At 66.9% G+C, this 11,634-nt stretch carries 12 protein-coding genes and 3 pseudogenes; 4 read left to right on the forward strand and 11 right to left on the reverse strand.

Annotation, left to right across the window (positions count from 1 at the left end; genetic code table 11):
- Positions 1-26: 26 nt before the first annotated feature.
- The 8 genes and pseudogenes from KF941_RS06475 to traG form a co-directional block, all read right to left on the reverse strand.
- Positions 27-1,034, reverse strand: coding sequence for an ABC transporter substrate-binding protein (locus KF941_RS06475; RefSeq protein ID WP_214272862.1), 1,008 nt, complete (start codon positions 1,032-1,034; stop codon positions 27-29).
- Complete coding sequence (locus KF941_RS06480; protein ID WP_214272863.1) at positions 1,024-1,827, reverse strand: ABC transporter ATP-binding protein; 804 nt, start codon at positions 1,825-1,827, stop codon at positions 1,024-1,026. The genes KF941_RS06475 and KF941_RS06480 overlap by 11 nt, the downstream gene beginning before the upstream one ends.
- Positions 1,824-2,813, reverse strand: coding sequence for an iron ABC transporter permease (locus tag KF941_RS06485; RefSeq protein ID WP_346428971.1), 990 nt, complete (start codon positions 2,811-2,813; stop codon positions 1,824-1,826). Before KF941_RS06485 ends, KF941_RS06480 begins: the two co-directional genes overlap by 4 nt.
- Before the next feature lie 424 nt (positions 2,814-3,237).
- Positions 3,238-4,026 carry an ABC transporter substrate-binding protein gene (locus KF941_RS06490; protein WP_214272865.1) on the reverse strand — a complete coding sequence of 263 codons (789 nt, stop codon included), beginning with the start codon at positions 4,024-4,026 and terminating at the stop codon, positions 3,238-3,240.
- Positions 4,027-4,032: 6 nt separating this feature from the next.
- Positions 4,033-4,275, reverse strand: coding sequence for a hypothetical protein (locus KF941_RS06495; RefSeq protein WP_214272866.1), 243 nt, complete (start codon positions 4,273-4,275; stop codon positions 4,033-4,035).
- A 2-nt stretch (positions 4,276-4,277) separates the two neighbouring features.
- Entirely contained in the window at positions 4,278-4,841 is a 564-nt protein-coding gene (locus KF941_RS06500; protein ID WP_240540252.1) for an ABC transporter ATP-binding protein, read from the reverse strand.
- 11 nt (positions 4,842-4,852) lie between these two features.
- Positions 4,853-5,290, reverse strand: a pseudogene (locus KF941_RS06505) (TonB-dependent receptor); the annotation flags it as partial.
- A gap of 26 nt (positions 5,291-5,316) precedes the next feature.
- Positions 5,317-6,480: pseudogene (traG, locus tag KF941_RS06510) on the reverse strand (IncP-type conjugal transfer protein TraG); the annotation flags it as partial.
- Positions 6,481-6,686: 206 nt separating this feature from the next.
- On the opposite strand from traG, the gene KF941_RS06515 reads away from it, so the two are divergent.
- From KF941_RS06515 to KF941_RS06530, 4 genes are all read left to right on the forward strand, one after another.
- Positions 6,687-6,881: a type II toxin-antitoxin system VapB family antitoxin gene (locus KF941_RS06515; RefSeq protein WP_072463131.1), complete on the forward strand. Its 195-nt coding sequence runs from the start codon at positions 6,687-6,689 to the stop codon at positions 6,879-6,881.
- Entirely contained in the window at positions 6,878-7,243 is a 366-nt protein-coding gene (locus tag KF941_RS06520; protein WP_214272867.1) for a type II toxin-antitoxin system VapC family toxin, read from the forward strand. The genes KF941_RS06515 and KF941_RS06520 overlap by 4 nt, the downstream gene beginning before the upstream one ends.
- Positions 7,244-7,246: 3 nt before the next feature.
- Positions 7,247-7,780, forward strand: a complete 534-nt coding sequence (locus KF941_RS06525) for an isochorismatase family protein (RefSeq protein WP_214272868.1) — start codon at positions 7,247-7,249, stop codon at positions 7,778-7,780.
- 75 nt (positions 7,781-7,855) lie between these two features.
- Positions 7,856-8,185 carry a hypothetical protein gene (locus tag KF941_RS06530; RefSeq protein ID WP_036757520.1) on the forward strand — a complete coding sequence of 110 codons (330 nt, stop codon included), beginning with the start codon at positions 7,856-7,858 and terminating at the stop codon, positions 8,183-8,185.
- 6 nt (positions 8,186-8,191) lie between these two features.
- Here KF941_RS06530 and KF941_RS06535 read toward each other — a convergent pair.
- From KF941_RS06535 to KF941_RS06545, 3 genes and pseudogenes are all read right to left on the reverse strand, one after another.
- Positions 8,192-9,940: pseudogene (locus KF941_RS06535) on the reverse strand (DUF3363 domain-containing protein).
- A 248-nt stretch (positions 9,941-10,188) separates the two neighbouring features.
- Positions 10,189-10,770 carry a hypothetical protein gene (locus KF941_RS06540; protein ID WP_214272869.1) on the reverse strand — a complete coding sequence of 194 codons (582 nt, stop codon included), beginning with the start codon at positions 10,768-10,770 and terminating at the stop codon, positions 10,189-10,191.
- A gap of 49 nt (positions 10,771-10,819) precedes the next feature.
- On the reverse strand, positions 10,820-11,140 hold the full coding sequence (locus tag KF941_RS06545; protein WP_240540253.1) for a hypothetical protein: 321 nt from the start codon (positions 11,138-11,140) through the stop codon (positions 10,820-10,822).
- Positions 11,141-11,634 lie beyond the last annotated feature (494 nt).

Consider the following 11,634-nt stretch of genomic DNA (forward strand, 5'->3'; position numbering starts at 1 on the left):
GGCACTGTCCTTTGGGCGGGGGACGCTCATACCCTGCCCCCCAGGATGGCGCGGATCTGCCCGTCGTCGAGTTCCGTGCCGAAGAAGCTCTTGTAGAAGTCCCGCACCGTCGCGATCAACTCGGCTTCGGGGAAAAGCTCGGGGTGGAAATGCGAGGCCGCCCAAAGCACGGTCAGCGGCTGCTCGACCGTGCGATTGGCCCAGATATGCGCCCCCATCGGCGCGACGAGAATCCGACCCTCCTGCACCGCGCGCAGTTGCGACAGGTTGGCGTCCTCGTCCAGGCGGGCGACATGGGTCGGGCCGCCGACGATGACGATGTCGGGATCGGCGGCCAGCACGACCTCGGTGGTCAGCGCCAGGGTTTCCTCGCTGCGGCCGTCGTCGGTGACGGAATCCCCGCCGGCAGCCGTGATCCACCATTCCGCCACCAGATGCGGCTGGGTCATGTTGACCGGATTGAGATAAAGCACCGAGGGCCGGTCCGCCACACCTTCGACCCGCGCCGCGACGTCGACCAGCGTGCCGTCGAACCACGCGGCATAATCCGGGCCGATGCGGGCATTGCCCAGCAGGTCGCCGACCAGCGCCACGCCGTCCTTGACGTCCTCGGGCGTCTGGATGCGCAGCACCACGGTCGCGATGCCGTGCCGATCCAAAAGGTCCGCTGTGTCCTGGGCGAAGGTCAGCGCCACGTCCGGGTCGAGGGTCAGCAGTTCCTCCAGCGCCAGGTTGCGCTCGGCATCCTCGACGCGGGGGCTTTGGGCAAGCTGCGGCGCGAAAACGTCCTGCCAGGCCCAGCGGCCCGATTGCCGCGCCCAGGGCGGCAGGTCGTTGGCGATCAGCGCGCCTTGGCCCGCGGCAAAGACGAAGCTGTTGATGACCGGCACCGAGCCCAGCGTGGCGACGCTGTCGATCCGGTCCGGCACCGTGACGATGCGGCCGGCCATGTCGGTGATGTCGCGGGCCAGCACGGCGCCCGACAGGCCAAGGACGAGCATCCCTGACAGGATGGGGACGGCTTTAAAGAACATGGTTACTCTCCGGTTGCGGGGAATGGAAAAGCGGGGCGCAGGCCAGCGTGCCGTCGGCATCGCGGATGATGCGGATGCCGCGGCCGTAAAGCGCGCTCAGATAGCCGGGCCGCGCCAGATCGGCGACCGGCCCCGCCCCGTGCATTCGCCCCCCGCGCAGCGCGATGAAGCGGTTGCCGACATGCAGGGCGTGGTCGGGGTGATGCGTGACCATCAGGATGCCCAGCCCGTCCCGCGCCAGCCCGGCGACGAGATCCAGCAGCCGCAGCTGGTTGCCGAAATCCAGGCTGGCCGCGGGCTCGTCCAGGATCAGCAATCGCGCCTGTTGCGCCAGCGCGCGCGCCAGCAGGCAAAGCTGCCGCTCGCCGCCGCTGATGGCGGCAAAGGGACGCTCGGCCAGATGCGCCAATCCGACCCGGTCCAGGCAGTCCATGGCGATGGCCCGGTCCGCCCGGCCCGGTATGTCCAGCCGCCCCAGATGCGGCGAGCGGCCCATGACCACCATCTCGCCCACCAGATGGCCGAAGGCCGGCTGCGTCGCCTGCGGCACATAGGCCATGCCGCGGGCAAGCGCACGCGGCGACAGGCTGGCCACCGGCCGTCCGTCCAGCAGGATCGAGCCGCCCGAAGGCGTCAGCGCCCCGATCAGGCAGCGCAGCAGCGTCGTCTTGCCCGCACCGTTCGGCCCCAGCACGCAAAGCACCTCGCCCGGATCCAGCACGAAGCCGATATTCTCCAGCCGCTGCGCGCCGGCACCATGGGCAAAGGACAGGCCGGATACCGCCAGCCTCATGACCAGCCCGTCCTTGCCCGCAACAGCAGCAGCAGAAACAGCGGGGCGCCGATGACGCTGGTGGTGATGCCCAGCGGGATCTCCATCGTGGTGGCGCCGCGCGACAGGTTGTCCACCAGCAGCAGGAACAGCGCGCCGGTCAGGGCCGAGACGGGCAGCAGCCGGTCGAAGGACGAGCCGACGAGCAGCCGCGCGATATGCGGCACCACCAACCCGACCCAGCCGACGATCCCGGCGATCGAGACGGCCGCCGCCGTCATCAGCGTGGCCGACAGGATCAGCGCGATGCGGATCATGCCGGTGTCCACGCCCAGCATCCGCGCCTCTTCGCTGCCGACGCTCATCACGTTGACCTGCCATCGCAGGGCGTAAAGCACCGCCAGCGCCAGCCCGACCAGCAGCGCCACCAAGGGCAGGTCGCCGGGCGTCACCCGGTTCAGCCCGCCCAGCAGCCAGAACGTGATCGCGGGAAGCACGTCGACGGGGTCCGCCACGATCTTCAGCACCGAGATCATCGCCTGGAAGAACGCCGCGATCACCACGCCGACCAGCACCAGCACGATCAGCGAATGGCGGTTGATGGCCTGCCCCACGACAAAGACCAACCCCACGGCGCAGAGCCCCATGGCGAATGCACCCGCCTGGATCGCCCAGGCGCCAAGGTTCAGCGTCACGGCAAGCGAGGCCCCGAAGCCCGCCCCGGCCGAGACCCCCAGGACGTCCGGCGCCACGATGGGATTGCGAAACAGCGTCTGGTAGGCTGCGCCGGCCGCGGCCAGCCCCGCCCCCACCAGCATCGCGGCAAGAATACGCGGCAGGCGGACATTGGTCACGATCTGCTCGACCGCAGGCGACCAGTCGGCCTGAACCTCCCAAAACTGCGAGGCCAGCACCGCCAGCACCGTGCCCGGTGGAATGGGCACCCGCCCCAGTCCCAGAGAAAACACCGCCAATCCCAGCAGGGCCAGCCCCAGCGCAGGGATCACCGTCAGGCGCCAGCGTCGCGGCCGTGCAACCTGCCGGGCGGGCGCAAGAGGGGCCGGCCTGCCCATCCGCATCACCCCTGCCGCCGGGAGGGGCCAGAGCGATCCGTTCCCGTCGGGCCCTGCGCCAGTGCCCGGGCGATGGCCGGGATGGACCGTGCCGATGCCAATGCGGCCGGTCCTTTGCCGATACGAACCACCACCCCCGTCTCCTCCTCGCATCCCATCGAATCGTTATATTCATTCAAGCATAACGAAAGGAAAGCAAAGGGTATATTGCGGCATATTGCCCGATGCGACGAAACTCTCGCGCGCGGGTCGGCGGAAAGATTGCGCCACCGACCAAGGCATCCACTTCGAAAGAAGCTTGGTTCAAAGGTCCGCGAACTCATCACTGCTGTCTCTATGATCATCCCGGACTGCTGCGTCAGTATGTCGACTTCAGGAACTCGGCGATCTCGTCGTCGACCAGTTCGATGCCGTAGATGTTGCGATAGAAACGCCGAGTTTCCTCGCGCATGTCGATATCGGCAAAGGCGTCCGGATAGAGCGTGCTGGCCGGCCAGAGGAATTGAAGCGCTTCTTCCGAGGTTCCCCGGCACCACCAGCACAGCCCGCGCGGATTGGCGTAGACCCGGCCCTCGCGCACCGCCTTGACGTTGCGCCATTGCGGCCTGGTGCGGATTTCCTCGGCGTCCTCGGCATTCATCGAGATGATGACATCGGGGTTCCCGGCGATGATATCCTCAAGCGAGGCAGTGTCCGAGGCATAAGGCATGTCTCCGAACCAGCTTTCCGCGATATTGATCGCCCCGCCCAGATCCATCCAGTCCTGGTTCAGCGACGGTTGTCCCGAGGTCGAAAGCGGCGCGCCCGAGGCCAGGTAGACCCTCACGCGCCGATCAGGCGGGATGCCTTCCAGCCGCTCGGCGACGCGGCGGCGGTTGTCGTCGAAATAGCCCTGATATTTCCTAGCGATCTCAAGCGCATCCGGCCCAAGCATTTCGCCGGTGATCAACACGCGCTCGACCAGCGCGTCGATGGAATTGCTGCGAAAGGACGCCACGGCGATGCCCGCCCCCCGAAGCTGCCTGGAAACAGCGTCGGGTAACGCACACGAGGAAAACAGGATGTCCGGCTTCAGCACCATCAGTTCCTCGACATTGACGGTGCCGTCGCCGAGCGTGGTCAGCGCCGCATCCTTGATCGAGGGCACGAACTTTTACATCAGCGGCATCGAGCGCGCGATGCGCGTGGTTGCGACGATGTGGTCGCCATAGCCGAGCATCGTCAGGATCGAGTTCTGCGCCTCCCAATTCGTGGCGATCCGGTCGATCTCGGGCGGCAGGCTGACGGATCGGTCGCCGTAATAGACCACCTCGCGCATGATCTCGGCCGATGCGGGTTGAGACAGAAGGGCAACTGCGCAGGCGATGCAGGCGGCCAGATGCCGGATCCGGAACATCCTCATGCCGGGACAAAAATAATGTGGGGACCGTGACCGACCCGGGCGACCCGGACCCCATAGACCGCGTGGATGACCTGCGGCGTGAGGACCGAGGCAGGCCCGCCATCCGCGAGGATTTTCCCGCCGTCGATCAGCACCGCGCGGTCGGCGGCATAGAGCGTGTGATCGGGATGGTGGGTGGTAAAGACGATCGTATGGCCCTCGGCCGCGAGCGAGCGCATCAGGTCGAGCAAGCGGCGCTGGTTGCCGTAATCGAGGCCCACGTCCGGCTCGTCCATCAGCAGGATGCGGGCGCCCTGGACCAGCGCCCGCGCGATCAGGACAAGCTGGCGCTCGCCGCCCGAGATGCCGGTGTAGTCGCGCTGTGCCAGATGCGCGATCCCGAGCCGTTCCAGAACCGCCTGGACCCGCTTCTCGTCCCGCGCGCCGGGAAGTTTCAGCAGGCCCGAGGTCACCAGCCTGCTCAGCCCCGCGACCTGCGCCACCGTATAGGGAAAGGGCGGCGTATGATGCTGGGGCACATAGGCGACGGCAGCGGCGATGTCGCGCCACCGGAACGCCAAGCGTATGGGCCTCATCGTCGCCCATCGACATTGCGTCCAGCGCGCGGCCCAGCATTCAGACGATCAGGATAGACATTGTTCTCGCCGGTGAAAGGGAAGGGTCGCTCGATACGGAACACCGCCACCAAAGCATCCAGGCCGCCTAGGTCGGCCTTGACCCCAGCCTCGACATGCTTGCTGTGCTCGGGTGCGGGCACCTGTCCGGCGTTCGCGGCCGTGGTCGGCGCGATACCGCCGCTTTGCAGCGAGTCGGCATCGGTGGCGACGCTCGCGACAGGTTTGTAGGTCAGCGCCACGCTGGAGCTGAAACCACTCTTGTTGTATCTCTGCGTGACCGTGCCGGTCTCGTCATAATTCTTGACGTCGAACCATGTGTAGCTGCCCGACAGGATGGCCGACCACCGTTCGTTGAAGGTGATGCTGTCACCCAGCACCAGGCTTTGCGATCTGTTGCTGAAGGATCTGTAGCGCGGCCCCGCCGCCCGAGCTGGTTGAGGACCAGCCGGATCAGCGGCTTGGTGCGCGAGATGTCCGAGGGCGGCACCACCAGATAGAGCGTCGAGGGCATCTCGCCCGCGATCAGATCGGCGATGCGCCAGTCGCAGCGGCTGGTGACCTGGGCCACCACCGGATCGCGGTAGAGGCCGAGGAACGACATTGCCGTCGACAGCACCCCGGAGCGTTCGTTCTCGGACTTGTTCAGCAGTTCGCGTGCAGCGCTGGCGATGACCGGATGCGGGCCTGCCGCGCCGAGATGCGGGGTCTTCATCATCGCCGCCAGCGTCGCCTCGATCGAGCGGCGCGGATCGGAGAGGAAGGCGGCGACCCTCGCCAGGGTCTTGTCCTCCTCGGCATAGAGCACATGCAGGATGACGCCGACCAAGAGGGCGTGGCTGGTCTTTTCCCAATGGTTGCGCTTTTCCAGCGAGCCCTCGGGATCGACCAGGATGTCGGCGATGTTCTGGACGTCGCGCACCTCCCATTCGCCACGGCGCACCTCCAGCAGCGGGTTGTAGGCGGCGGAGGCCGCATTGGTCGGATCGAACAGCAAGACCCGGCCATGTCTGGCCCGAAACCCTGCGGTGAGCTGCCAGTTCTCGCCCTTGATGTCGTGGACGATAGCCGAGCCGGGCTAGGTCAGCAGCGTCGGCACCACCAGCCCGACCCCCTTGCCGGATCGGGTCGGGGCGAAGCAGAGCACATGCTCCGGTCCGTCATGGCGCAGGTAGTCCTGTTGGTATCGGCCCAGCACCACGCCGTCGGGGCCGAGCAGCCCGGCCCGCTCGATCTCGGCCCGCCCTGCCCATCGCGCCGAGCCGTAGGTCTCGACGTCCTCGGCCTCGCGTGCCCGCCAGACCGACATCAGGATGGCGACAGCGATGGCCAGAAACCCGCCCGAGGCGGCGATGATGCCGCCGATGTTGAAGGTGGTCGGGGCATAGGCGTCGTAGAAATACCACCACCAGAACAGGGCCGGCGGGTAATAGACCGGGATGCCTCCGATCTCGAACCAGGCGGGACCCAGTTGCGGCTGGAAGCCGAGCCGCCAGGCGGTCCATTGCGTGCCGGACCAGACGAAGAGCAGCACGATCAGGAAGACCACCGTGATCTGGCCCCAGAGAATCTTCGTGCCGGACAAGGTCGCACCGGCCTCCCTGCAGGTATCCGATGCAATGAGAAAAACCCGTCCGCCGCAAGATTCAACGGCTATGCTTGGGCTGATCGCAGTTCAGCGTAGGGAAGCGTAAAAATACCGGCAGGCTGCCGCGGGCAGGTTCCGTGCAATACATCGTAATCGGCACCGAATGATGCTACATTGGATGCGTCACTTTCGGAAACATGGCCATGCGCACGACCCTGAACCTCGATGACGAGTTGCTCCAGCAGGCCCGCGAGCTCACCGGCATCGGCGAGAAGGCCGTTCTGGTGCGCGAGGGGCTGAAGGCCCTGATCGAGCGCGAGAGCGCCCGGCGGCTCGCCCTGCTCGGCGGCACCGACAAGCGGGCCTCGGTGGCCCCGCGCCGGCAGCCGGCGCCGTGATCCTCGTCGACACCTCGATCTGGATCGACCATCTACGCGCGGGCGATACGGAACTGGTCGATCTCCTGAACGCCGAACAGGTGCTGGCGCATCCCTTCATCATCGGCGAGTTGGCGCTCGGCAGCCTCAAGGACCGGGAAACCGTCATCGCCGCGATGCAGGGCCTGCCGCAGGCGCCCATGGCCAGCCATGCCGAGGTGATGGCATTGATCGACGCGCGGCGGCTTTTCAGCCTCGGCATCGGCTATGTCGATGCGCATCTGATCGCCGCCACCCTGCTCGCCCCCGGCACGACGCTCTGGACCCGCGACCGTCGCCTGAGCGCGGCAGCAAAACATATCGACTTCCCTCCGAAAGGATGACCCATGCCACTGATCGACTCCGCCCGTTCGCTGCTTCTGCTCATCGACTTCCAGGCCCGCCTGATGCCTGCCATTCATGAGGCCGAAGCTGCCCTGCGCAATGCCGGCCGGCTTCTGGAAGCAGCCGGGATGCTGGATGTTCCAAGCCTGCTGACCGAGCAGAACCCGAAAGGTCTTGGCCCGACCGTCGGGCAATTGCCGGTCGGCGATGCCCCGGTGGTGGCGAAGCAATCCTTCGGGGCCTGTGGCGAGGAAGGTTTCGCGGATCGCATTCCTGCGAATGCGCAGGTGATCGTCGCAGGCTGGGAAGCGCATGTCTGCGTGCTGCAGACGGTGCTGGGACTGCTGGAAACTGGGCATCAGGTCCATGTGATGGCCGACGCGATCGGATCGCGGCAGCCGGAAAGCAAGGAAACCGCGATCCGCCGGATGGAGCGCCACGGGGCCGAGATCGTCACCACCGAGATGGTGCTGTTCGAGTGGCTGCGCACGGCGGCGCATCCCCGCTTCCGAGAGGTGGCGGCACTGATCCGATAGAAAGTCGGTTGGGCGGGCCGCGATGCCACCCGGGGTCGGCAACGTCGTTTTCTGAAACCATCCATGAGGGAACCAATGCCGGACTACGGATCGAACCAGACCGGGACGCTGGAAACCATCACATCCGCGCATCGCGCCCTGGCCATCCTCCGTGCCCTTTCGCGGTCACCTTGCGGGAAAAGCAACGAGGAAATCCTGTCGTCCTGGCTGGACCAACTCGGAATGCCATCCAGTCGCGTAACGTTGAGGGATTGTCTTGATCACCTCGCGGCGCGCGGGCTGATCGCAATATCGCAGGTACAGGATCTGAAAGTTGCCGAAATCACCCGGCATGGGCAGGAGGTCGGGGACGGCCTCGCCGTCATCGAAGGCATAGCCAGGCTGGGCGTCGACTGCCCCTACTGATCACCGTCACAGCCCGAGTCCGCGCTTGCGGCCAAAGCTCCAGTCCACGCCGCCATCGCCGCGGGCCTTGCCGGAGACATGGCGGCCGCGATGGCGTTCCAGCGACGGCGTCCAGGGCACCAGCTGGAAGCCGAGCCCGTCGTCGATCATGGCGAAGCGCCCCGAGGCGAGGAGGAAGCGGCGCCGATAGGTGCCGGTGACATGCTCGCCGGCCGCCGCCCGATCAAAGGGCAGGCCGGTCTCGGCCGCGAGCTTCTCGCCGAGCGCCTGGACCTCGCGGTCGCGCAGGCGATTGAGCAGGTTGCGGACGAAGACCACGCGGCTTCCCTGGCGCTGGGCGAGACCCTGTTCGATCAGGTATTCGGCCCGCTGCTTCATGGCCTAGCGCAGCTCGACCCCGAAGCCGTCCTCGCCAAGCGCGACGGGGGTGCGGGCAAGGGCCTGGCGGTCGAGCCAGGTGGCACCCGTGGCGGTTGCCTGCGCCCGGATATCGAGATCAGAGCGCACGGCCAGCGCAACCCGCCGCCGGCCATGGGCATCGTCGAACTTGCGCAGCTCGACGATGGAGCCCGGCATGCTGTCGCCGGCGGCATCGAGATCGGGCAAACGGATGTGATGGCTGCGCCCGTCGACGCCGTCGACCACGGCCTAGGCGGTGCCCTTCAGCTCGTCGTCGAGTCCGCGCTCGGACAGCCGGCCGAGGACCGGATCGTCGAGGCTCTCGCCGGCCAGCACATAGCTGGCGCTGCCGCGCTCGATGCCGCGTTCGCTGAGGCCGCGATGGATGCGCTTGATGATGTCGCCGCGCAGGCCCATCTCCCGCAGCACCGCCCGGGCGATCTCGGTCAGCACCCATTGGCCGGGACCGAGCTGCTCGGCGAGGCCGAAGGTCTCGAGCTTGCGCAACCGGGTGACCTTGAAGTTCGCATAGGCGTCGGGCTGCCGGTCCGGATGCGGGGCGAGGTCGATGATGCCGCCGCGCGCGGCATCGCGGGCCAGCTGGCGATCGAGTTCGGTCCAGCGCTCTGCATCGATCTGGCGGGAGAGAGAGGCGCGGATGTCAATCTCGCTGCGCGGTCCCAGTTCCAGCGTGACCAGGTCGCGGGCACGGTCGCGCATGCCTTCCTTGATGTAGTCCCGGGCGATGACCAGGTTCTCGCCATTGTCGCGCACACCACGCACCAGCAGATGGACATGCGGATGGCTGGTGTTCCAGTGATTGATGGCGACCCAATCCAGTCCGGTGCCGAGATCCTGTTCCATCCGGCTGACCAGATCGCGGGTGAAGCCGCGCAGATCGGCCATGTCGGCGGCATCCTCCGGCGAGACGATGAAGCGGAAATGGTGCCGGTCGTCCTGGCAGTGCTCGGCGAAGGCGGGATCGTCGGCATCATCGCTGCGGGCGTGGAACATCAGCCCGGCGCTGTCGTCGCGGCGGACGCCCTCGCGCTGGAGATAGCAGAGATGGGCCGTCCTCGGCGCCGATCGGAAGGACCGGCCCCTGTGCCGGACCACCCTCGCCTTCACCACCACCCGGCGCTGGGGCGAGAACAGCCGCGAGCGGCCGAAGGTGGAGTGACCGGTGCGGACGGGGCGCCCCGAGGACGACGAGCCCCCGGCCGGTGCCGCCTTTCGGACCGGCCCCGCCTTCCTCGCCGCGCGCAGCACCTGATTGACGAAGCTGCCGCTGCGCGGCACCGGGGTCGAGCGCGGCCTGCCCGGGCGGATGCGGAATTCGCGGTCGTCGTTGCTCATGCCGAACCTCCGTGCCCCGCGATCCGCGCAACAGTGCCGAAATCGGCGCTGAAATCGCGGCGAAGCCCCCAAAAAGCGGCATGGCCGCCGACCGACCGGCCCCGGAAAAGACCCGCCATGTCAATAGCGTAGGTCTGACGGGCCGGGGCCTTTACCCTGCCTCTCCAAGCCGGGGGGCGCGGTCCGCAGGGCCGCGCCCCCCGGCTCTACGCTAAAACCGCCCATGCTACGATCTGACGAAAAAAAGATCATGACGTGCTCCTCGGAAGGGCACGCCCCCGGCGGGTGCTGTCCAATAGCGCCCAATCGGGCATCGGATCGTCCGGCAGGGTGAATTTCCGCTGCCAGCTATGCCAGGCTGCGGTGACCGCGCCGGTGCCGGGAAACAGGTCGTCGAGTGCATCCTCGGGCCGCGCGGCGACCATTTCGAAGGCCCAGTGGCAGACGGCTTCCGGCTTGGTGCCGGTCAGCCCGCGGCGCAGGGTGATGCTTTCCTGGAACCAGTCGCGCAGCACCAGCCGCTTGCTGACCACGGGCTTGCGGGCGGGTTTGACGATCACCGGCTCCCAGGCCCAGGCGACGGGGACGTTGCGCTTGAAGGCGGCGAACCCCTTCACCCAGGCCATCCAGCGCGCGCCCGTCGGTTCGACCAGCGGGGCGAGCACGGCGAAGGAGCGCGGCGTCGCGGCGGCATGCAGGATCCAGCCGTCGTAGTCCCGCTGCAGACGTGCGATCAGCGCCGCATGATCGACCTCGCCAGCATAATCGGGACGGTCGCGGTAGAGATGCGCGCAGCCGATATAGGGCGGGTCTGCATAGGCGATCCTCATGGCTGCGGCCTCCTGTCTGTGCGGGCGAAGTAGCATTTGGAATGTTTTTTCATTGCACGGCTCCTGCATCGGAACGGCGCACGAACAGGCCCCCGGATTGCGGTGCGAGGGCGTCTGAAGCGGTGTCGGCCCGTTCGGCATGCGGTTCCGGATCGGCAGCCAATGCGCCATCGGACTGCGCAGGTTCTGCATCGGGCCGGCGCACGAACAGACCGCTGGGCTGGGGTAGTTCCGCATCCGGACCGCCGGTCATACTGCCGGCAAAGAGTGGCGCCTCCCGCCAGTCGGACGGCGGCGTGGAGACCGAACCGATGGTCTGGTCGGCAACGCTGATCGTGGCGCCGGAGGCGAGTGCGGCATCGCATGTCACCTGCCGAAGATTTCTTCCGATGCAGGCTCTGGCATGGCGGTTCCACCAGGTAGGCGAACCACCAGCTGGATGGATCCAGCAGCCCGTTCTAGGTCTTCAGTCCGGTCTTCAGCCGGACCCGAGCCGATCCGGGCGATGCTCCCTGACGCATTCGGCGGCCAAAGTGACTTCCTGTTCAGCCGTATCGCCGGCGGGTGCCTGATCGCAGATGGTATGCGGAAAGGCGGGATTCCGAACGTGGCATCTGTTCTCGCCCCTTGCCCAGCCCAAGACAGCAAGGAGATCCGCGCGTGGTACGCGGATCGAGACGAGCTGATATCGTCCCCGGGGATCGACGCGGGCTTAATCCGCGCTCATCCCGGCGCCAACGGTTTTTCCATGCTTTGCGTCCGCCCGGCACCTGCCTGCCTGCCGTTCAATGAGCAAGCGCAGCGCGTGCCGCGCGTCGTCATCCAGCCGCCCGCCGTGGTGGAACGGCATCGAAACCGATCAAC

This window comes from Paracoccus sp. pheM1, from assembly GCF_018499825.1.
In the GTDB taxonomy this organism is placed as follows: domain Bacteria; phylum Pseudomonadota; class Alphaproteobacteria; order Rhodobacterales; family Rhodobacteraceae; genus Paracoccus; species Paracoccus versutus.